This is a genomic window from Kitasatospora sp. NPDC052868 (genome assembly GCF_044547105.1).
Lineage (GTDB): Bacteria > Actinomycetota > Actinomycetes > Streptomycetales > Streptomycetaceae > Kitasatospora.
In genome coordinates, this window is sequence record NZ_JBITZW010000024.1 from 21167 (window position 1) to 40070 (window position 18904).

Annotated in this window: 18 protein-coding genes; 10 read left to right on the forward strand and 8 right to left on the reverse strand. The window is 74.1% G+C overall.

Annotation, left to right across the window (positions count from 1 at the left end):
• The first annotated feature begins 148 nt into the window (after window positions 1-148).
• Window positions 149-1360 carry an MFS transporter gene (locus ACIGZJ_RS29770; RefSeq protein WP_396460151.1) on the forward strand — a complete coding sequence of 404 codons (1212 nt, stop codon included), beginning with the start codon at window positions 149-151 and terminating at the stop codon, window positions 1358-1360.
• A gap of 84 nt (window positions 1361-1444) precedes the next feature.
• Here ACIGZJ_RS29770 and ACIGZJ_RS29775 read toward each other — a convergent pair whose 3' ends face one another.
• From ACIGZJ_RS29775 to ACIGZJ_RS29785, 3 genes are all read right to left on the reverse strand, one after another.
• Entirely contained in the window at window positions 1445-1852 is a 408-nt protein-coding gene (locus ACIGZJ_RS29775) for a RidA family protein (protein ID WP_387948814.1), read from the reverse strand.
• Window positions 1853-1943: 91 nt separating this feature from the next.
• The gene (locus ACIGZJ_RS29780; RefSeq protein ID WP_396460152.1) at window positions 1944-2696 is read right to left on the reverse strand and encodes an IclR family transcriptional regulator; all 753 of its coding nucleotides are present in this window, start codon (window positions 2694-2696) and stop codon (window positions 1944-1946) included.
• On the reverse strand, window positions 2693-3814 hold the full coding sequence (locus tag ACIGZJ_RS29785; protein ID WP_396460153.1) for a sugar kinase: 1122 nt from the start codon (window positions 3812-3814) through the stop codon (window positions 2693-2695). Before ACIGZJ_RS29785 ends, ACIGZJ_RS29780 begins: the two co-directional genes overlap by 4 nt.
• 206 nt (window positions 3815-4020) lie before the next feature.
• Here ACIGZJ_RS29785 and ACIGZJ_RS29790 point away from each other — a divergent pair, with 206 nt between their 5' ends.
• The 5 genes from ACIGZJ_RS29790 (at window position 4021) to ACIGZJ_RS29810 (ending at window position 9922) form a co-directional block, all read left to right on the forward strand.
• On the forward strand, window positions 4021-5325 hold the full coding sequence (locus ACIGZJ_RS29790; RefSeq protein ID WP_396460154.1) for an alanine racemase: 1305 nt from the start codon (window positions 4021-4023) through the stop codon (window positions 5323-5325).
• Window positions 5325-6932: an amidohydrolase family protein gene (locus ACIGZJ_RS29795; protein WP_396460155.1), complete on the forward strand. Its 1608-nt coding sequence runs from the start codon at window positions 5325-5327 to the stop codon at window positions 6930-6932. Before ACIGZJ_RS29790 ends, ACIGZJ_RS29795 begins: the two co-directional genes overlap by 1 nt.
• Entirely contained in the window at window positions 6929-7594 is a 666-nt protein-coding gene (locus tag ACIGZJ_RS29800) for a bifunctional 4-hydroxy-2-oxoglutarate aldolase/2-dehydro-3-deoxy-phosphogluconate aldolase (RefSeq protein ID WP_396460156.1), read from the forward strand. The genes ACIGZJ_RS29795 and ACIGZJ_RS29800 overlap by 4 nt, the downstream gene beginning before the upstream one ends.
• Before the next feature lie 116 nt (window positions 7595-7710).
• Window positions 7711-9351 (forward strand): alpha-amylase family glycosyl hydrolase, encoded by a 1641-nt coding sequence (locus ACIGZJ_RS29805; protein WP_396460157.1) that lies wholly within the window; start codon window positions 7711-7713, stop codon window positions 9349-9351.
• Window positions 9352-9403: 52 nt separating this feature from the next.
• On the forward strand, window positions 9404-9922 hold the full coding sequence (locus ACIGZJ_RS29810) for a GNAT family N-acetyltransferase (RefSeq protein ID WP_396460229.1): 519 nt from the start codon (window positions 9404-9406) through the stop codon (window positions 9920-9922).
• Between the two features lie 44 nt (window positions 9923-9966).
• On the opposite strand, the gene ACIGZJ_RS29815 is transcribed toward ACIGZJ_RS29810, so the two are convergent.
• The 3 genes from ACIGZJ_RS29815 to ACIGZJ_RS29825 all read right to left on the reverse strand — a co-directional run bounded on the left by ACIGZJ_RS29815 (window position 9967) and on the right by ACIGZJ_RS29825 (window position 12160).
• On the reverse strand, window positions 9967-10569 hold the full coding sequence (locus tag ACIGZJ_RS29815; protein WP_396460158.1) for a hypothetical protein: 603 nt from the start codon (window positions 10567-10569) through the stop codon (window positions 9967-9969).
• Between the two features lie 70 nt (window positions 10570-10639).
• On the reverse strand, window positions 10640-11353 hold the full coding sequence (locus tag ACIGZJ_RS29820) for a (2Fe-2S)-binding protein (protein ID WP_396460160.1): 714 nt from the start codon (window positions 11351-11353) through the stop codon (window positions 10640-10642).
• 252 nt (window positions 11354-11605) lie between these two features.
• A complete protein-coding gene (locus tag ACIGZJ_RS29825) occupies window positions 11606-12160 on the reverse strand; it encodes a hypothetical protein (RefSeq protein WP_396460161.1) in 555 nt (184 codons plus the stop codon).
• 195 nt (window positions 12161-12355) lie between these two features.
• On the opposite strand from ACIGZJ_RS29825, the gene ACIGZJ_RS29830 reads away from it, so the two are divergent.
• The gene (locus ACIGZJ_RS29830) at window positions 12356-13567 is read left to right on the forward strand and encodes a sensor histidine kinase (protein ID WP_396460162.1); all 1212 of its coding nucleotides are present in this window, start codon (window positions 12356-12358) and stop codon (window positions 13565-13567) included.
• A gap of 563 nt (window positions 13568-14130) precedes the next feature.
• Here ACIGZJ_RS29830 and ACIGZJ_RS29835 read toward each other — a convergent pair.
• Window positions 14131-14409 (reverse strand): CopG family transcriptional regulator, encoded by a 279-nt coding sequence (locus ACIGZJ_RS29835; RefSeq protein WP_396460163.1) that lies wholly within the window; start codon window positions 14407-14409, stop codon window positions 14131-14133.
• A gap of 218 nt (window positions 14410-14627) precedes the next feature.
• Here ACIGZJ_RS29835 and ACIGZJ_RS29840 point away from each other — a divergent pair, with 218 nt between their 5' ends.
• Together ACIGZJ_RS29840 and ACIGZJ_RS29845 are read left to right on the forward strand one after the other, a co-directional pair.
• The gene (locus tag ACIGZJ_RS29840) at window positions 14628-15032 is read left to right on the forward strand and encodes a hypothetical protein (RefSeq protein ID WP_396460164.1); all 405 of its coding nucleotides are present in this window, start codon (window positions 14628-14630) and stop codon (window positions 15030-15032) included.
• A gap of 126 nt (window positions 15033-15158) precedes the next feature.
• Window positions 15159-15842 carry a response regulator gene (locus ACIGZJ_RS29845; protein ID WP_396460165.1) on the forward strand — a complete coding sequence of 228 codons (684 nt, stop codon included), beginning with the start codon at window positions 15159-15161 and terminating at the stop codon, window positions 15840-15842.
• Window positions 15843-16125: 283 nt separating this feature from the next.
• Here ACIGZJ_RS29845 and polX read toward each other — a convergent pair whose 3' ends face one another.
• Window positions 16126-17853, reverse strand: coding sequence for a DNA polymerase/3'-5' exonuclease PolX (gene polX, locus ACIGZJ_RS29850; RefSeq protein WP_396460166.1), 1728 nt, complete (start codon window positions 17851-17853; stop codon window positions 16126-16128).
• A 252-nt stretch (window positions 17854-18105) separates the two neighbouring features.
• On the opposite strand from polX, the gene ACIGZJ_RS29855 reads away from it, so the two are divergent.
• On the forward strand, window positions 18106-18780 hold the full coding sequence (locus tag ACIGZJ_RS29855) for a hypothetical protein (RefSeq protein WP_396460167.1): 675 nt from the start codon (window positions 18106-18108) through the stop codon (window positions 18778-18780).
• Window positions 18781-18904 lie beyond the last annotated feature (124 nt).

The following is an 18904-nucleotide window of genomic DNA, read 5'->3' on the forward strand; positions in this document are numbered from 1 at the left end:
ACCTAATGACTGGGGAGGGTGAGGGCAAGGCGCCGCAAGGAATGTGCGAGTGGGGATATGGCGCGCTTGCAAGTATCCGGCGTCCGGTCGTATTGTCGACGCTGGTAGTTGCATGTGCAATCGTCCTGCTCTGGAAAGCGGTCCCCTCATGCCCCTCGCGCTCCTGGCGCTGGCGATCAGCGCCTTCGGCATCGGTACCACCGAGTTCGTGATCATGGGCCTGTTGCCCGAGGTCGCCGGCGACTTCTCGGTGTCCATCCCCACCGCCGGCCTGCTCATCTCCGGCTACGCGCTCGGCGTGGTGGTCGGCGGCCCCCTGCTCACCATCCTCGGCACCAAGGCCCCCCGCAAGGGGATGCTGCTGACGCTGATGGGCCTGTTCATCCTCGGCAACCTCGTCTCCGCCCTCGCCCCCGCCTACGGGCTGCTGCTCACCGGCCGGGTGCTCGCGGCCTTCGCGCACGGCGCGTTCTTCGGCATCGGCTCGGTGGTGGCGGCCGACCTGGTCGCCCCGCACAAGCGGGCCGGTGCGATCGCCCTGATGTTCACCGGCCTCACCGCCGCCAACGTCCTCGGCGTACCGATGGGCACCCTGCTCGGCCAGCACTTCGGCTGGCGCTCCACCTTCTACGTGGTCGCGGCGCTCGGTGTGATCGGCTTCGCCGGCATCGCCGCACTGGTGCCCGTCCAGCCGCGCGCCGAGGACGCCCGGCTCGGCCCGGAGCTCGCCGTCTTCCGTCAGCCGCAGATCTGGCTCGCGCTGACCATGACGGTCTTCGGCTGGGGCGGGATCTTCGCGATGTTCACCTACATCACGCCGATGATGACCGAACTGGCGGGCTTCGCCGACGGCAGTGTCACCTGGCTGCTGTTCCTGTTCGGCGTCGGCCTGTTCGTCGGCAACCTGTTCGGCGGCTGGTTCGCCGACCGGGCGCTGATGCGCAGCCTGTACGTGATCCTCTCGGTGCTGGCGGTGCTGCTCTTCGCCTTCACCCTCGCCGCGCACAGCAAGGTCGGCGCGATCGTCACCATCCCGCTGATCGGCCTGTTCGGATTCGCGACGGTGGCGCCGCTGCAGAAGCGGGTGATGGACCAGGCCGCGGGGGCGCCCACGCTGGCCTCGGCCGCCAACATCGCCGCGTTCAACCTGGGCAACGCGCTCTCCGCCTGGCTCGGCGGGCTGGTCATCTCCTCGGGGCTCGGCTACGACGCGCCGAACTGGGTGGGCGGTCTGCTCACCGCCGCCGCGCTGGGGGTGGCGCTGTTCTCCGGTGCGCTGGAGCGGCGCACGGCGAAGCGGACCGGGCGGGTGGTGGCCCGGGGCACCGTCCCGGAGGAGACGGGAGTGGCCGTCGGCTGACGTCGGCCGCCGCCCGCGGATGCGCCGGGGCCCGGACGGGGAGCTCCCGTCCGGGCCCCGGCGTGTGGCCGTGGCCGGCCGAGGTCAGCCGATGACCGCCTGGGCGTCGATCTCGACCAGCATCGGCTCCTGCGGCAGCTCGACGAAGATCGTGGTGCGGCAGGGCTTCACGCCGCCCGGCTTGATGTTCTCGTCGATGAACTCGGCGTAGACCTCGTTCATCAGGGGGAAGTCGGCGCGCTTGGTGAGGTAGACGCGGAACATCACCACGTCCTCGATGGTGGCGCCGCCCGCCTCGACGATCGCCTTGACGTTCTCCAGCGTCCGGCGGGTCTGCGCCTTCACGTCGCCGTGGTGGAGGTACTCGCCGGTGGCCGGGTCCTGCGGGCCCTGGCCGGAGACCTGGAGGATCGGGCCCTTGCGGACGCCCTGGGAGAACATCCAGGCCGGGGCGGGGGCGCCGTCGGTGCGGACTTCGGTCTTGTCGCTCATGTGCTTCCTCGGTGGTGGCGGGTGCCGGTGGTGCCGCCTGGTGTCGCGGGCGGCCCGGTGGGGTCGGCTCGGGCGGGTGCGGTCGGTCGGGTCAGCCGGTCCTGGGGGTCTGCCCGCAGTCGGCGGAGACGGCGCGGGCGGTGGCGAGCAGGGCCGGGAGAAGCTCCAGGACCTGCTCATAGGGCAGGACGACGTCCGGGACGGAGATGGAGACCGCCGCGACGACCCGCCCGGTGGCGTCCCGGACGGGCGCGGCCACGCAGTTGATGAAGGCCTCGTGCTCGGCGTGGTCCTGCGCCCAGCCCTGGGCGGCGACCTTGTCCAGCTCGGCGAGCAGGGCCTCGGGGGTGGTGAGGGTGCGGGCGGTGTGCGGGGTGAAGTCGATTCCGGCCGCCACCCGGCGGCGCTCGGCCGGCGGGAGGTCGGCGAGCAGCACCTTGGAGACGGCCGCGCTGTGCAGGGCGGCCGTCAGGCCGATCCGCGAGTACATCCGCACCGGGTGCCGGGAGTCGTACTTGTCGATGTAGACGACCTCGCCGCCCTCGTGCGCGGCCAGATGGACGGTCTGGCCGGTGGCCGCGTTGAGCTCCGCGAGGTGCGGCGCGGCGATCCGGCGGATGCCGCGCTGCTCCAGGGCGAGGCCGGAGAGCGCGAACAGGCCGGCGCCGAGGTGGTAGCGGTAGGCGGCGTCCCGGTGGACGAACCGCTCCTCCTCCAGGCTCTGCAGCAGCCGCAGCACGGTGGTCTTGTGCACGCCGAGCACCTCGGCCAGCTGGTCTAGGGAGCGCTCGCCCTCGCCCAGCTCGGCGAGGATGCGCAGGGCGCGGCTGACGGTCTGGCTCATCGTGCTCCAAGGGCCGGGGACGCGGCCGGTCGAGGGTCGGAGGCGCTGCCCCCGGGCGCGGGCAGTACCGGTGACACGATGCCATCCGCCGACACCCGGGTGGCGGCCCACTCCGCCGGTGAGGCGTCGAGGAGGGCCGTGACCGCCGGTGCGGGCGGCAGCTCGGCCTGGTCGCCGTGGGCGGTCAGGGCGCAGGCCGCCGCCAGGTGGCCCAGCCGCAGCCGGCGGCGCTGGTCCAGGCCGCGCAGGGTGCCGGCCAGGAAGCCGGCCGCGAAGGCGTCGCCCGCCCCGGTGGCCTCCACCACCTCGACGGTGAGCGCCGTCTCGCAGGCCTGGGAGCCGTCCCGGCCCAGGGCCGTGACGACGCGGTCGGCGTCCTTGACCACCAGGGTGGCCGGGGAGGGGAAGCGGCGGCGCAGCTCCTGCGGGTCGCCCGTCCCGAAGGCGGCCTCGGCCTCGTCGGCGCCCAGCAGCAGCAGGTCGGCGGCGTCCAGCAGCGGCGGCAGTACCGCCGGGTCGCGCTCGCGCCACAGCGCCGGGCGCCAGTTGAGGTCGAAGCTGACCAGCCGCCCCGGGCGGCGCTCGGCGAGGAGCGCGCGGACCAGGGCCAGGCAGTCGTCGGAGAGTGCGGGGGTGATGCCGGACAGGTGCAGCAGCCGGGCGCCGGCCAGCAGCCGGGCCGCGACCGGGTCGGCGAGCAGGGCGGGGGAGAGGGCGGAGGCCGCCGAGCCCCTGCGGTGGTAGTGCAGTCTGCTGCGCCCCGGGCCGAGGTCGTGGCGGCGGCCGGTGCTGCCGCCGACCTCCTTGAGGTAGATGCCGGTCGGGCGGTGCGGATCGACGGCGACGGCCGACACGTCGACCCCGCGCGCGGCCAGCTCGCCGACCAGGCGGCGGCCGAAGCCGTCGTCCCCGACCCGGCTGATCCAGGCGCTCGGTACGCCGAGTGCGGCGAGCGCGCCCGCCACGTTGGACTCCGCGCCGCCGACCGAGAGCCGGAAGCCGTCCACCGACTCCAGCGGGCCCGGACGGTCCGGCAGCAGGACGGCCATCGACTCGCCCACGCACACCGCCTCGGCGGGGCGGGCCGTTGCGGTCACGGCGGCGTCCTGTCGTGGCATGTGCTGGGCTCCTCGTGTCCTGCGGCCGACGGGGCCGACCGCGGTCGAGCCCGTCGCCCTCGTCGGTGGCCCGCCCCCGCCGGTCGTCGACCTCCGGTGCCGGGTGGCGTTCGCCGTTCGTTGACCTTCGTCCGGCGCTGATGCTAGAACCGTGATGCCAGCATGTGCAACCCTCGTTGCACATGTTGCAACATGAGCAATGGAGGATGACGGTGGACCAGACCTTCGCAAGCAGCGGCACCGGGCCGGGCATCGACGCCGGAAAGGTGGCGGCGCTCGCCGACGAGGTGCTCGACTGGCGGTTCAAGGCCCTGCCGCCCGCGGCCTGGGGCCTCAGCGTCCGGGACTACCTCGCCACCCGCCCCGGGCTCGCCGACCTCGGGACCCCGCTGCTCACCCTCGACGCCGCCGCACTCGACCACAACGTCCGGACCATGGCCGCCTGGTGCGCCGACGCCGGGGTGGCACTCGCCCCGCACGGCAAGACGACCATGGCGCCGGCGCTCTGGAAGGCCCAACTCGACGCCGGCAGCCACGGCATCACGCTGGCCAACCTGCCGCAGGTACGGGTCGCCAGGGCCTTCGGCGTACAGCGGATCCTGCTCGCCAACACCCTGCTCGACCCGGCCGGGCTGGCCTGGCTCGCGGGCGAACTGGACGCCGACCCGGCCTTCTCCTTCGTTTCCTGGGCCGACTCCACCGAGAGCGTCCGGCTGATGGACGAAGCGCTGCGCGCCGCCGGGGCCGACCGGCCGGTCGAGGTCCTGGTCGAACTCGGCGGACCGGGCGGGCGCACCGGCACCCGGACCGTCGAGGAGGCCGTCGAGGTCGCGGCGGCCGTACTGCGCGCCCCGACGCTGCGGCTCGCGGGCGTCGGCGGGTACGAGGGCGCGCTCGCCCACGACGCCACCGCCGAGGGGCTGGCGACGGTGCGCCGCTACCTGCGCGAACTGGCCGCACTGCACACCCGGCTGAGCGGCGCCCAGGACGACGGCGAACCGCTGGTGACCGCCGGTGGCAGCGCCTACTTCGACCTGGTGGTCGAGGAGTTGGCCGGACTCGCCGACGCCAGGGTGGTGCTCCGCTCGGGCGCCTACATCGGGCACGACGACGGCTTCTACCGGGGCATCTCACCGCTGGTCCGGGGTGCCGGCGAACGGCCGTTCCGCAGCGCCCTGCACGGCTGGGCCCAGGTGGTCTCCCGGCCCGAGCCGCAACTGGCCCTGCTGGACGCCGGCAAGCGCGACCTGCCCTTCGACGAGGGGCTGCCGGAGCCGCAACTCGTCCGGGGCGGAGCCGCGTTGACCGGCACCGCGGCCCGCATCAGCGCGCTCAACGACCAGCACGCCTTCCTGCGGGACGCGGGGGACCTCGCACCCGTCGGAGCCGTCCTGCGGCTGGGGATCTCCCACCCCTGCACCGCCTTCGACAAGTGGACGATGATCCCGGTGCTGGACGACGCGGACGCCGCGGAGCCGCAGGTCACCGGCCTGGTGAGGACCTACTTCTGATGGACGGCCGGCTCGTCTTCAAGGGCGCGACCGTCATCGACGGCACCGGCGCCGAGCGCTACCGGGCCGACGTGCGGATCGGAAACGGGCTGATCACCGGGATCGGACAGGGCCTGGACGGCGGCCGCACGGTGGACGCCGACGGGCTGGTGCTCGCCCCCGGATTCATCGACATGCACGCCCACTCCGACCTGGCGCTGCTGCTCGAACCCGAGCACCCCGCCAAGGTCACCCAGGGCGTCACCTGCGAAGTCCTCGGGCAGGACGGCCTGTCGTACGCACCGGTGGACGACACCACGCTCGCCGCGCTGCGCCGCCAGATCGCCGGCTGGAACGGCGACCCGGAGGGCTTCGACTGGGACTGGCGCACGGTCGGCCAGTACCTCGACCGGCTGGACCGGGCCGGCGCGGGCGTCAACGCCTGCTACCTCGTCCCGCACGGCTCCCTGCGGATGCTCGCCATGGGCTGGGAGAACCGCGCACCGAGCACCGCCGAACTCGGGCGGATGCGGGAGCTGTTGGCGCAGGGCCTGGCCGAGGGCGCGGTCGGCCTGTCCAGCGGGCTCACCTACACCCCCGGGATGTACGCGCGGACGGGCGAGCTGGTCGAGCTGTGCAAGGTCGTCGCGGCCTTCGGTGGATTCCACGCGCCGCACCAGCGCTCCTACGGTGCGGGCGCGCTGGAGGGCTACGCGGAGATGGTGGAGATCGCCCGGCGCTCCGGCTGTCCGCTGCACCTCACGCACGCCACCATGAACTTCGGCGTGAACCAGGGCCGGGCCGGGGAGCTGCTGGCCCTGGTGGACCAGGCGCTGGCCGACGGTGTGGACCTCACCCTGGACAGCTACCCCTACCTGCCCGGCTCCACCACCCTGGCCGCCCTGCTGCCGAGTTGGGCCACCGAGGGCGGTCCGCAGGCCACCCTGGCCAGACTGGCCGACCCCGGCGTACGGGAGCGGGTGCGCCAAGCGGTGGAGGAGCAGGGCAGCGACGGCTGCCACGGGGTGGTCACCGACTGGTCCACCATCCAGATCTCCGGGGTCCGCGCGCCGGCCCTGGCCGGCAGCGTCGGGCGCACGGTCGCCGAACTCGCCGCGGAGCAGGGGCGCAGCGGCACCGAGGTCTTCCTGGACCTGCTGGGCGCCGACGAGTTGGCGACGACGATCCTGCAGCATGTCGGCCACGAGGAGAACGTCCAGGCCATCATGCGCCACCGGGTGCACACCGTCGGCAGCGACGGCCTGCTGGTCGGGGCCCGCCCGCACCCGCGCGCCTGGGGTACCTTCCCCCGCTATCTGGGCCACTACAGCCGGGATTCGGGCGTCCTCACGCTGGAGGAGGCGATCGCCCGGATGACCGGCCGCCCGGCCCGGCGGCTGCGGCTCGAACGGCGGGGCCTGATCGTCGCGGGCCACCACGCCGACCTGGTGCTGTTCGACCCCGACCGGGTCCGGGACACCGCCACCTTCGACCACCCCCGGCGGCCCGCCACCGGGATCGAGCACGTCTACGTCAACGGCACCGCCGTCGTCCGGCAGGGCCGCACCACGGGCGCACGCCCCGGCCGCACCCTGCGCCGCACCGAGCGAGGAACCCGAGCCGCATGAGCGCGAGTTATGCAGGACCTGCCGAATCCGAATCCGCCATCGCCGCGGCGCGTGCCGCGCTGGCCGCCGATCCGGTGATCGCCGTCGTCCGCGCCCCCCGGATACCGGACGCGGCCGCACTCTGCGCCGCGCTCGCCGAAGGCGGCATCAGCTGGACCGAATTCACCTACACCACACCGGATGTGACGACCCATCTGCGGCGTGCCGCCGACGCCGGATGGCGGGTCGGTGTCGGTACCGTGCTGACCGCCGAGCAGGCCGAGCGGGGCGTCGAGGCCGGCGCGTCCTTCCTGGTCACACCCGGCTGCCGCCCCGAGGTCGCGGCCGCCGCCCACGCGGCCGCCGTACCGGTGGTGCTCGGCGCGCTCACCCCCAGCGAGGTCGCCGCGGCCGTGGACCTCGGCGCCGCCGCCGTCAAGATCTTCCCCGCCCGGGCGTTCGGGCCCGGGTACTTCAAGGACCTGCGCGGGCCCTACCCCGACATCCCCCTGGTCGCCTCCGGTGGCGTCAACGCGGGCAACGCCGCGGACTTCCTCGCACACGGCGCGCTCGCCGTCTGCGCGGGGACGGACGTGGTGGCGCCGGAGGTGGTGGCGGCCGGCGACTGGGCGGAGATCACCCGGCGGGCCAAGGCGTTCACGGCGGCCTGCGGGGCGCGTTGAGGGCCGGCTGAGTCCCGGGCGGTGAGGGGGGCTGTCGGGACGGCCGGGATTGGACGAGAATCTGAGACCCGGCCCCCGGCACCCGGCCCCGGCACTCGGCAGGAGGATCCACCACCATGACCTCGACCCGCCCCGGCCCCGACTGGCTGGCCGACGCCGTCCTGTACCAGATCTACCCGCAGACCTTCGCCGACTCCGACGGCGACGGCATCGGCGACTTCGCCGGGATCGAGGAGCACCTCGACCACCTCGCCTGGCTCGGCGTCGACACCGTCTGGCTCAACCCCTGCTTCACCTCGCCGTTCCGCGACGCCGGGTACGACATCAGCGACTACCTCGCGCCCGCGCCGCGCTACGGCGGCACCGAGGACCTGGCGGCCCTGGTCGAGGCAGCCCGCCGCAAGGGCATCCGGATCCTGCTGGACCTGGTCGCCGGGCACACCTCGGACCGGCACCCCTGGTTCCTGGCCGCCGCCGAGGACCCGGGCGACCACCGCTACATCTGGTCCGGCACACCGGTGGACGGCTTCGTCGCCTCGCCCGGCTCCCGCCCCGGTTGGTACCGGCCGAACTTCTTCGACTGCCAGCCCGCGCTCAACTTCGGCTACGCGCGCAGCCGTTCCGACCAGCCCTGGCGCCAGTCGGTCGACGCCGAGGGCCCGCGCGCCAACCGGGCCGCGCTGCGCGAGATCATGTCGCACTGGCTCGGCCTCGGCCTGGCCGGGTTCCGCGTCGACATGGCCTCCTCGCTGGTCAAGGACGACCCCGGGTTCACCGAGACCGCCAAACTCTGGACCGAGCTGCGCGACTGGCTCGACCGCAGCCACCCGCAGGCCGCGCTGTTCGCCGAGTGGGGCGAGCCGGCCGTCGCCGTCGCGGCCGGCTTCCACGCCGACTTCTTCCTCCAGTTCGGCGGCCCCGACAAGGGCCTGCCACTGCGCTCGCTGTTCAACAACAACGCGGGCACGGTCGAGGAGTTCTGGCAGCAGGGCCCCTGCTACTTCGACGCCGAGGGCCGGGGCACCCCGCAGGTCTTCCTGGACGCCTGGCGCTCGGCCGCCGAACTGACCGAGGGCGCCGGGTACATGGCCCTGCCGACCGCCAACCACGACTTCTCGCGGCTCGCCACCGGCCCGCGCACCGCCGAGCAACTCGCCCCGGCCTTCGCCCTGCTGCTCACCTGGCCCACCCTGCCCGCCGTCTACTACGGCGACGAGATCGGCATGCGCTACCTGCCCGGGCTGCCCGACACCGAGGGCAGCGTGCTCGGCCCGCGGTACAACCGGGCCGGCTCGCGGACCCCGATGCAGTGGGCACCCGGGCCGAACGCGGGCTTCTCCACCGCGCCCGCCGAGCGGCTCTACCTGCCCGTCGACCCGGACCCGGGGCGGCCCGACGTGGCCACCCAGCGGGCCGACCCGACCTCGCTGCTGCACACCGTCCGCCGACTGGTGGCGCTGCGCCGGGCCTACCCCGGGCTGGGCGCCCGCGGCTCGGTGGAGGTGCGGCATGCGGGCTATCCGCTGGTGTACACCCGGGCCGGGCGGTACCTGGTGGTGGTCAACCCGCGGCGGGATCCGGCGGTCGTGCCGTGGGGCGGAGGTCCTTCGGCGTCCGGGGCTTCGGCGTCCGGGGGCCCTTCGGGGGCCGGGGGTTCGGCGCCGGTGGTGCGGCCGCTGGATGTGCAGGGCGTGCGGGTGACGGGTGGGGAGGTCCGGGCGGAGGGGTTCTCGTACGGGGTGTTCGAGCTGCTCTGAGCCGGAACGCGATCCGCCCACCCCTGTCTAGACTCCCTCCGTGAACGAAACCATGCAGGACATAGGGATCAGACCGGGCAGCCTGGCCGACGCGCAGGCCGTGCTGGACATGCTCGACTCCGCGGTGGTCTGGATGAACGACCGTGGCAACACCGAGCAGTGGGGCACGACGCCGTACTCGCAGAAGCCCGGCGGGGTGGCGCGGGTCGAGCGCTATCTGACCGAGAACGTCCCCTACATCGCGGAGTCGGGCGGAACCCCCGTCGGAGCCCTGGTGCTGGACTCCGGGCCCAGCCCCCAGCTGCCGATCGCGCCGGCCGGGGAACCCGAGCGGTACGTCCGACTGCTGATCTCGGACCGGCGGCAGGCCGGCCGGGGTATCGGGGCGGCGCTGCTGGAGCATGCCGTCGAGGAGACCAGGCGGGCCGGCGTGGAGCTGCTGCGGGTCGACTGCTGGGCGGGCGGCGGAGGGGAGCTGGTCGCGTTCTACGAGCGCAACGGCTTCACCCCCACCGAGCGCTTCCTCTCCGAGGACTGGCCGGGCCAGGTGTTGGCCCGCCGGGTCGGCTGACGGCGCCGGGCGGGAGTCGCCGTTCGTCCCCGGTCGGGCTTCGCTCAGGACGGGCTGCCGCCGTCCGTGGCTTCGGGGGAGATGGTGTCGAAGTAGACGCTGTCCGAGAGCGGGTCCAGGAAGAACCGGCCCTGGTAGCGCGACTTGGTGATGGTCCGGTCGTAGGCCTCGCTGGTGAGCCACTCGGACTCGACGGGGAGTGCGTGCCTGAGCGGGACGGGCAGTTGGCCGGGGCCGGGGAGGAGGAGGTCGAGCGAGGCGCTTCCGGGACTGCTCGCGGTGGGGGCGGCAGGGGTGGCGCCGTCGGCCGGCGCGATGGGGTGGAAGGCGTACTCGGGGCGGGAGGTGATGGCCGCGGCGGTGCCTGCGGGGAGGTGCGCGATGCCGACCACCCGGATGGGCGGGTCCTGGTCGGGGATGAGGGGGCGGCTCTCGTAGTGCAGGTTGTAGCCGAGCCACTGCGGGTCGGAGAGCTCCCCGATCGCCGCGAAGGGCCGCTGGAGCGGGGCGGTGTCGGTGCGGACCCTGGTGCTGTCCGGGTCGGACTCCTCCCGGGTCGTCGGCGGAGGTGTCGCGGTGCAACCCAGTGCCGTGACGGCGATGAGCACCGCGACGACGGCCCGGCGTACCTGCCCCGATCCACTCATGCCAATCACCCTCCCCGGCAGGCATCGTAGTGGCTGCCGGGGAGGGCCGTCCCGGAGCGGAGGTGGCGGCTCAGCGCGCGGCGGGTCGGGGCGGACGGTCGAAGCAGCAGTCGCCGCAGACCCCGGCGCCCGGGCCCACGCGGTAGTAGAGGCAGCAGCTGTTCCGCCGGAAGGCGGCGCCACGCAGGATCCCCGTGCCGGCCAGTGGCGCGCGGCCGAGCAGCTCGGCCACGAGTGCGCGGACGGGTCCGGGCGCCACCTGGCCGTTGAGCATCCGCAGCGATCCGGCCAGGGCGGATGCCGCGTTGCCCCACAGCAGTTGCCCCGACACCGGGACGACCGACCGGAGAGCCGCCGCGAGGGGCGTCAACTGGCCCTGGACGACAGCCCGGTGGAGCCGGTCGGCGAGCGGCTCGCGGTCTGCCCCGGTGTCCTCGTACGGCACCCACAGGTCGATCGGCCCCTGGTCGGGCACGCGCAGGTACGACCGGTCGGGGTGCAGCTCGGGCACCGTGCCGAGCAGGGCGGCCGCGCCGAGTCCGACCGAGCAGAACCGGGCCGCCAGCCCGAGGTGGAGGATCGACGCCGCGACCCGCGGCTCGACGCCGCCCAGCCGCTGCGCCACCACGTCGACCCGCCGGGCCAGCAGGGACTTCGGACCCTCGGCGTACAGGTCGCGCAGCGGCTGGAAGCCGGGCGGCGGTCCGTCGCCCGGCGCGTCGGCGCTGTCCAGGGCGAAGTAGGGCCCGACGGCTGTCAGCCGGCGGTAGTCGGCGGCGCTCATCGGCGGGCCTCCGAAGACGGTGTGCTTACCCGGTGGCCTTCCCGGCGGCTGCGGCCGTGGCCGGCGCCGGTCGCCGTGACCGGGCCGGTGAGCGCGCGCGGCACCCCCGTGTCCGCGCGCGACTGCACCGGTCCGGGGTCGAGTCCGGCGGCGGGCACGGGTGTCGGCCGGTCGTCGGTCATCGGGCGGTCCTCCGTGCGGGGTGGGCGGGCGGTGCGGCCTGCGACGCCGGCCCCGCACCGTCCGGGCGGGTCAGCCCCGTACGGTGAAGCCGCCGCTGCCGGCGCGGATGAACGGTACCGTGCCCTGGCAGTCCGAGACGGGTGCCCCGAACGCGCCCCAGATCCAGCCGAGCCGGTCGGCGCGGCCGTTGTTGTCCTGGACGGTGAGCGACACCTTGGTGCCCACGACCTCGGTGCCGGGGAACCAGGGCACCGCGCCCTTGGTGATCACGCCGGTGGCGATCGCGGTGCCGCCGCCCACGGCCAGGCAGCCGATGTCCCCCTCGAAGTCGGCGACCAGCCGCCCGTCCGGCCGGTGGTGCGTCACGTGGAAGTGCCCGCTGCCGTGGGCGGGCGAGGAGTTGACCGCCGTCCGGGCGTCGACCTCGAAGCGGACGGCGTCGCCCTCGAAGCCGGGGAAGTCCGCGGTGAGGGTGGCCCCCGCGTTGCCCCGCACCCGGGCGGCCGAGGAGGCGTCGCCGACCGGCTCGGCGTTGGCGGGCACGACGGCGACGGTGGCCGCCAGGCAGAGGGCGGCGACGGCGGCCACCCGGGCGGCGGTCTTGACGGTGTTGCGACGGGACATGGTGGTTCGTCCTTCTCGGTGGGGCGGTCGGTGGAGCCGGTACGGATGCGGAGTGCCGCCCGGGTTCCGGCAAGGACCACTCTCCGCTCCGACGGGCGGTCAGACCTCCCGCGACAGGGGGGACTCCCTCCTCCTCGCGGACGATTCCGGCCTCCCCCGGGAGAGCGGGGCGCGCGGGCCCGTAGGCTCACCCGCATGCACGCCGCCCTCCCGCCTCCCCCCGGTGCCGTCCGCCTCCGCCGACTCCTGGGCGGCGCCGTCGTGTTGGTCGTGGTCGCGCCCGTGCTGTCGGCCCACCCGGGGGAGCACCTGGCCGCACTGCTGCTCGCCGCCATGGCGGCGCTCGCGGGAGCGGCGGCGGTGCTGTCCTGGCCGTCCGGGCGGGTCACCCTCGCCGTGGCGGCCGGCACCGTGGCCGTGTGCTCGCTCGCCCTGGACGCGGGCTACTCCGGTCCCTACCGCCTCGCCGGATTCTGGCTGGCCTTCGAGTGGCCGGCCCTGCTGGTGCTGTTCGGCCGGGCGGCGCGCCGGGTGCCCGGGCGGCGGGTCGTCCCGGTCCTGGCCCTGCTGGCGGCGGCGGTCCTGCTGCTGCCGCTGCGGTTCACCCTGCACGTGCCGGACGCCGACTGGTTGGTCTCACCGGTCGCCGTCTCGCTCGCCCTGTTCCCCGCCGTCGTCGTGGCCGGGGCGGGTCTCTACCTGCGCTCGCTGGACGCCCGCCGGGAGCGCGCGGTGTCCCGGGCCCGTCGTGAGCAGCGCCTCGAAGTGGCCCGCGGCCTCCACGACTTCGTCGCGCACGAGATCACCGGCATCGTGCTGGAGGCGCAGGCGGGACAACTCCCCGGCCAGGACGGGGAGGAGACGGCCGCGCTGCTGCGCCGTCTGGAGGAGGCAGGCCTGCGGGCGCTGGACTCGATGGACGAGATGGTCGGGGCGCTGCGGGAGCCGCAGGCCGAGCCGTCGGCGGCCGTCGCCGGCCGGGTGCACGGGCTCGCGGACCTGCCGGCACTGGTCGGTCGCTTCGGTGCCTCCGGCGCCGTCCGGGCCACCGTCGAGCTGGCGCCGGAGAGCTCCGCCGTGCTGTCCGGCGAGGCCGAGGCGACGGTGTACGCCGTCGTCCTGGAGGCGCTCACCAACGTCCGGCGGCACGCCCCCGGGGCGACCGAGGCGGCCGTCCGGGTCGCCGTCGTCCGGCCTGCGAGCGGCGCGGACCGGGTGGTGGAGGTGTCGGTGACGGACGACGGCGGAGGCGCCCGCGGTACGAAGGGCCTGCTGGGGCGCCGCACCGGCGGGGGCACCGGCCTGGCGGGCCTGGCCGAACGCGTCGCCGCCCACGGCGGGACGCTGGGCGCCGGCCCGCACCAGCCGTCCGGCTGGCGGATCACCTGCGTGCTGCCGGTGCATTAGGCCGGGGGCCGTCCTCTCCCCGGCGCGTCTTCTCCCCGGTGTCCGGCAACCGGCGGCAGCGGCCTGACGGGCGGGGCGGTTCAGGTGCGGGCTGCGGGCTGCGGGCGCCAGCTCGACGGTCATCCGGCTGGGCTCGGCCAGAGGCCAGACCCTGCTGACGACAATGCTGTCCGGGAGCAGTTTCTCCAGGTCGTCGACGTCCGACGTGAAGACGGTGACCTGGCCTCTCTGGCGCAGCGCGACGACGGCGAGCATGGCGGCGACGGCGTACTTGTGACCGTGCAACTTGGCGGCGGCCAGTAGCCTGCGGGCCTGCCTGGCGTCGTCCCTGCCCAGGTCGACCACGTTGACGCGGGAGAGGACCCAGTCCCAGCGCTGCTCGGTGGTCCTTCCGTCACAGGCCTCGACCAGGGTCATGGGGGAGGTCACCACGTCGGCCTCGCCCCGTGCCGCGAGTTCGAGACGGGCGATCATCATTCGGTCGCCCCGCACGGCAAGTGACAGGGCTTCGCAGTCGAGGACGAAGACGCGAAGAGGCTTGGGATCGCCGCCGTGCCTCTTCGTCACGCGGACTCTCCGGTGTGCTTGCTCCGGGCGGCCCGGCGGCGCTCGTGCTCGGCGTCCAGTCCGGCCAACTCGGCGGAAGCGGCCGACTGCTCGCTCTCGGTCACCGGCCCGTGCTCCTCCTCGAGCCAGTGGACGAGCTCCTGGAGTCTGTCCCGGTCGCGCTTTGCGCGCAAAGCCTCGGTGACGTAGGCGGAGATGCCTCGCTCGTCCGCCTCGGCCCGGATCTCCTCGAGGAGATCCTCCGGGATGGTCACGGTCACTTTTCTCGTCGCCATACAGCTGGCCATACTCGCCATATCCGCTCCCTGTGAGGGGTTCGGACAGGCAGGCGCAGTTCGGCAGAGCCGGCCGGCACCCTGCTCGGGAGGCCCGGCCCGGGGGTTCGGGGGCAGGTGGTCACCCGGTATCTGCCGAACGGCAGATGGCAGGCGTGCGCGGAACGGCCATGCTCGTAGCCGTGACCCGAACCGAACTCCGTCGGAGGATTGTTCCCATGACCGCATCGGCCGCCCGCCGCCGCAGCACGCCCGCCGCCGCCCTCGCCCTGGCCGCCCTCGGCTCCTTGGCGGCCGTCACCGGCTGCGCGTCGGCCTCGGACGCCACCCCCGAGGAGAGGACGTTCAGCTACGGCGGTGCCACCCTCAACGTCCGCTCCCACGAGGTCTCCACCGACCTGGTCGCGACCGACCGGCAGGACATCAAGGTGACCCGCTGGTTCGACGCCCGGGTGCTCGGGAGCAAGGAGACCAGCTGGAGTCTGAGCGGGGACAACCTCGACCTGCAGGCCGGCTGTACGGGTATCGCCAACTGCGATGCCCGGTACCGGGTGGAGGTGCCGCGCAACCTCACCGTGCTGCGCGACGGGCGGGAGACCGACCTCAAGGGCGGTGCCTCCTGACGCCGGCCGGTCGCCTCACGGGCCGGGCCCGTCGCCTCATGGGCCCGGCCCGGGCGGTGTCCGCGTTGAGGCCCGGGCGGTATCCGGCTTCGGGGCCGGTCGATCGGCCGTGCGAGACTGCTCCGTGTGACGAGTCCCCACCCTGCGCCCATCCGCACGCTGATCGCGGACGACCAGGAGGCGGTCCGCCGCGGTGTGCGGCGGATCCTGGAGGCCCAGCCTGACATCACGGTCGTCGGCGAGGCCGCCGACGGCGTGGCGGCGTTCGAACTCGCCGGGCAACTGCGCCCCGACGTCGCGCTGGTGGACATCCGGATGCCACGGATGGACGGGCTGGAGCTGACCCGCAGACTAGCCGGTCCCTGCGCCGCCACCCCGGTGAGGGTGGTCGTGCTGACCACCTTCGACCTCGACGAGTACGTGTACCCCGCGCTGCAGCACGGCGCGTCCGGGTTTCTGCTGAAGCGTTCCGGCCCGGCGCTGCTGGCCGAGGCGGTCCGCGCGGCGGCGAGCGGTGAGAGCCTGATCAGTCCGTCCGTCACCGTGCGCCTGCTCAAGCACGTCACCGCGCCGCCCCGGCGCCAGGCCGGGCGGCGTCCGCAGGTGGTGGCGCTCACCGAGCGGGAGGTGGAGATCGCCGGGCAGGTGGCGGCGGGCCGGACCAACGCGGACATCGCCGCCGAACTGTTCATCTCGGCGGGGACGGTGAAGACGCACCTGGCCAGCATCCAGCGCAAGCTCGGGGTCTCCAACCGGGTGGGAATCGCCGTGCACGCCTGGGAGATGGGGTATCCGCAGCCCGTGGCGTAGAGCCACGGGGATCCGCCGGGGCATGCGGAACCTGCGAGGTGGGGGCGGCCTCCGGACATCCCGTCCTCCGGCCTCACGGTTCGATCGTCGACCGAGGTACCAGCGGCAGACCCTGATCCGTCTCGATCTGTCGCCACTGCCTCCTGCGGTCGAACTTCCTCAGCTACCTCGCAGGTCCACTACTCATGATGCGCTTCCCGTCCCTTTTGCACCAGGGGTTCAGCGGTCGAAATGCGGTGATTTGGGTGGGAGTGCGGGAGAGCGGGAGTGCGGGAGAGCGGACCTACCGCAGCGCATCCTTGCGTAGGAACCGCTTCAGCCGTTGCCACGGCCAGGTGTTGATCACGTCCTCGGTGCCCAGCCAGGCCCGCTGCGCGGTGCCGATCCCGTACCGGGGGTAGGCCAGCTGACCGGTCGCGTGCGCGTCGCTGTCGATCGAGAACCGGACCCCGTGGCGCTTCGCCCGGAGCACGTCCTCGTCACGCAGGTCGAGCCGCTGCGGCGAGCTGTTGATCTCGATCGCGGTGCCCGTCCGGGCGGCCGCCTCGAAGACGGCGTCCAGGTCGACGTCGATCGGTCCGCGCCGACCGATCCGCCGGGTGGTGAGATGGCCGATGACGTGCACGTTCGGGTTCTCGCAGGCGCGGATCAGGCGGCGGGTCTGGGCGGCCCGGTCGGCGCCGAAGTGCGAGTGGACGGAGGCCACGCACACGTCGAACCCGGCCAGGAAGTCGGCGGGCCAGTCCACACCGCCGTCCGGGCCGATGTTCAGCTCCGTGCCGTGCAGCAGCCGCATCCGGCGGTGGCGGCCCGCGAGCTCGCGCAACCGCTCGCGCTGGGCGAGCATCTTGTCGTCGGTCATCCGCTGCATGACCAGGTCCGGAGCGTGGTCGGTGACGGCGTAGTACGCGTAGCCGCGGGCGGCCGCCGTGTCGATCATCTCCTCCAGGGTGGCCAGCCCGTCGGTGAGGTCGGTGTGGGTGTGCAGGTCGCCGCGCAGGTCGTCCTCGGCGACCAGGTCCGGCAGGTCGCCGCGCAGGCCGGCCTCGATCTCGCCGCGGTCCTCGCGCAGCGGCGGGGCGATCCAGGGCAGGCCGAGCGCCGCGTACACCTCCTCCTCGGTGGCCGAGACCACCTTCTCGCCGCTCTCGGCGTCGAACAGCCCGTACTCGGACAGCTTCAGGCCCGCGCGGACGGCCATGGTGCGCAGCTTGATGTTGTGCGCCTTGGAGCCGGTGAAGTAGACCAGCGCCGCGCCCCAGTCCTCCTCGGGCACCACCCGCAGGTCCACCTGGAGGCCCTTGGCGGTGCGTACCGAGGTCTTGGTCGGACCGCTCCCGATCACCTCCGCCACGAAGGGGAGTCCGATGAGCGCGGCCATCAGCGGGGCGGAGTCCTCGGCGGTGGCGAGCACGTCGATGTCACCCACCGTCTCGCGCATCCGGCGCAGCGAACCGGCGTACGCGCAGCGGGTGCAGCCGGGGACGGCGGTGAGCGCCGCGACGATCTGCTCGGCCTGCTCGGTGGCCGCGTCGAGCAGGGTCCGGCCGCCCGACTGCCGCAGCAGCTCGATGCCGTGCAGGATCTTCGCGCCGCTGCGCTCGCCGAAGCCGGGTACCTCGGTCAGCCGCTCGGCGCGGATCGCCTCGGCGAGCTGGTCGACGGAGGCGATGTCCAGGTCGCGGTAGAGGGCGAGGGCGCGTTTCGGTCCGACGCTGGGGACGGCCATCACCTCGCGGACACCGGCCGGGATCGCGGCGCGCAGCGTCTCCAGGGCCTCCATCCGGCCGGTGCGCAGGTACTCGGCGACCTTCTCGGCGGTGGATCTGCCGACGCCGGGGATCTGTTGGAGCCCCTTGGCGTCCAGTCCGGCGACGTCCTCGGGGTGGCCTCCGACCGCGCGGGCGGCCTTCTCGTAGGCGCGGGCCCGGAAGGCGTCCCCGCCGGTGATCGAGATCAGGTCCGCGTACTCCTGGAGCAGCTCCTGGACCTGGTCGTTGAGCCGGGTCATGGGGCCAGTCTAGGTTCGGTGGGCGGATCGGGCCGGGTGTGCCGGGTGGTGGGGCCGCGCCGTGGCCCGGGGCCCCGCCGGTCGACGGGTGTGCGTCCGCCGACCGGCGGGGTACGGGCCGCGCATCGCGTCCGGGAGCGGGATTGTCACCGGTACCGGGCGGGCGCAGGCTTGGCCGAGGGGCCGCACGCGGCCCGTTCGGCGTGCCGCGAACGTGACGGTGGCAGCCGGTGATGCGCGAGGGGCAGGGCGATGGAACACGGGAAGCTCTGGGGCCGGGTTGCGGCGGGCGCCCGGGCGCTCGGCGGGTTCGGCGGCCTCGGCGGGTCGGCCGTCGGGGCGGTGGGCGGCGGGGCCGGTCGGCCGAATGGCCTGGGTGCCGGGCGGGCCCGCACCGATGTGATGGCCGGGCCGCGGCCGCTGACCAGGCCCGAGCTGGAGCGGGTGGGGTGGACGGGGCGTCCGGAGGGGTGCGCCCCCTCGGCGCAGCACGTCCAGGTGGCCCAGGTGGTGCAGCGGGTGCTGCGCGGCGACGGGCGGTCGGCGGAGGTGTTCTCGCAGGTGCCGGCCGGACTGCCGGTGGTGGTCGCGGACGGGCGCCGACTGGAGTCGGCGGTGGCCGGGTTGGTCGACCACGCGATCCGGCGCAGTCCGGCCGGGGCGCGGGTGCTGATCCGGGCGCATGCGGCCGTCGGCTCCGGCGGCCCCGGGGAGGACCGGGCACGGGTCGAACTGCGGGTGGTGGACCGGGGGCGCTGTGAACTCCCCGAGGCCCGGCAGTGGTTGATAGCCGGTATGCGTTCCGGGGGGCCGACCGGGCCGGCGCTCAACGGACTGGTCCGGGCTGCCGGTGGCCGGCTGGGGGTCGAGGCCACGTCCGGTGGCGGTCTGACCGTGGTCCTCACGTTGGCGGTGGCCCGGGACTGAGGGGGTGTGTGGGGAGCCGTGGGCGGCGGGACCACAGGCGGCGGAATCCTCATGGCGGAGCCCTCGCGACGGGACCGCAAAGAATTCTTCGCAAATAATCCTTTGCGAAGGGTTCTTTGCGGTT

What these genes read in the sequence shown, in the direction of transcription:
- ACIGZJ_RS29800 (WP_396460156.1), top strand. Translation starts at nt 6,929, where the DNA reads ATGAGCGCGAGTTATGCAGGACCTGCCGAATCCGAATCCGCCATCGCC.
- ACIGZJ_RS29795 (WP_396460155.1), top strand. Translation starts at nt 5,325, where the DNA reads ATGGACGGCCGGCTCGTCTTCAAGGGCGCGACCGTCATCGACGGCACC.
- ACIGZJ_RS29815 (WP_396460158.1), bottom strand. Translation starts at nt 10,569, where the DNA reads ATGAGTGGATCGGGGCAGGTACGCCGGGCCGTCGTCGCGGTGCTCATC.
- ACIGZJ_RS29770 (WP_396460151.1), top strand. Translation starts at nt 149, where the DNA reads ATGCCCCTCGCGCTCCTGGCGCTGGCGATCAGCGCCTTCGGCATCGGT.
- ACIGZJ_RS29840 (WP_396460164.1), top strand. Translation starts at nt 14,628, where the DNA reads ATGACCGCATCGGCCGCCCGCCGCCGCAGCACGCCCGCCGCCGCCCTC.
- ACIGZJ_RS29820 (WP_396460160.1), bottom strand. Translation starts at nt 11,353, where the DNA reads ATGAGCGCCGCCGACTACCGCCGGCTGACAGCCGTCGGGCCCTACTTC.
- ACIGZJ_RS29790 (WP_396460154.1), top strand. Translation starts at nt 4,021, where the DNA reads ATGACGGTGGACCAGACCTTCGCAAGCAGCGGCACCGGGCCGGGCATC.
- ACIGZJ_RS29780 (WP_396460152.1), bottom strand. Translation starts at nt 2,696, where the DNA reads ATGAGCCAGACCGTCAGCCGCGCCCTGCGCATCCTCGCCGAGCTGGGC.
- ACIGZJ_RS29825 (WP_396460161.1), bottom strand. Translation starts at nt 12,160, where the DNA reads ATGTCCCGTCGCAACACCGTCAAGACCGCCGCCCGGGTGGCCGCCGTC.
- ACIGZJ_RS29810 (WP_396460229.1), top strand. Translation starts at nt 9,404, where the DNA reads ATGCAGGACATAGGGATCAGACCGGGCAGCCTGGCCGACGCGCAGGCC.
- ACIGZJ_RS29805 (WP_396460157.1), top strand. Translation starts at nt 7,711, where the DNA reads ATGACCTCGACCCGCCCCGGCCCCGACTGGCTGGCCGACGCCGTCCTG.
- ACIGZJ_RS29835 (WP_396460163.1), bottom strand. Translation starts at nt 14,409, where the DNA reads ATGGCGACGAGAAAAGTGACCGTGACCATCCCGGAGGATCTCCTCGAG.
- ACIGZJ_RS29830 (WP_396460162.1), top strand. Translation starts at nt 12,356, where the DNA reads ATGCACGCCGCCCTCCCGCCTCCCCCCGGTGCCGTCCGCCTCCGCCGA.
- ACIGZJ_RS29775 (WP_387948814.1), bottom strand. Translation starts at nt 1,852, where the DNA reads ATGAGCGACAAGACCGAAGTCCGCACCGACGGCGCCCCCGCCCCGGCC.
- polX (WP_396460166.1), bottom strand. Translation starts at nt 17,853, where the DNA reads ATGACCCGGCTCAACGACCAGGTCCAGGAGCTGCTCCAGGAGTACGCG.
- ACIGZJ_RS29855 (WP_396460167.1), top strand. Translation starts at nt 18,106, where the DNA reads ATGGAACACGGGAAGCTCTGGGGCCGGGTTGCGGCGGGCGCCCGGGCG.
- ACIGZJ_RS29785 (WP_396460153.1), bottom strand. Translation starts at nt 3,814, where the DNA reads ATGCCACGACAGGACGCCGCCGTGACCGCAACGGCCCGCCCCGCCGAG.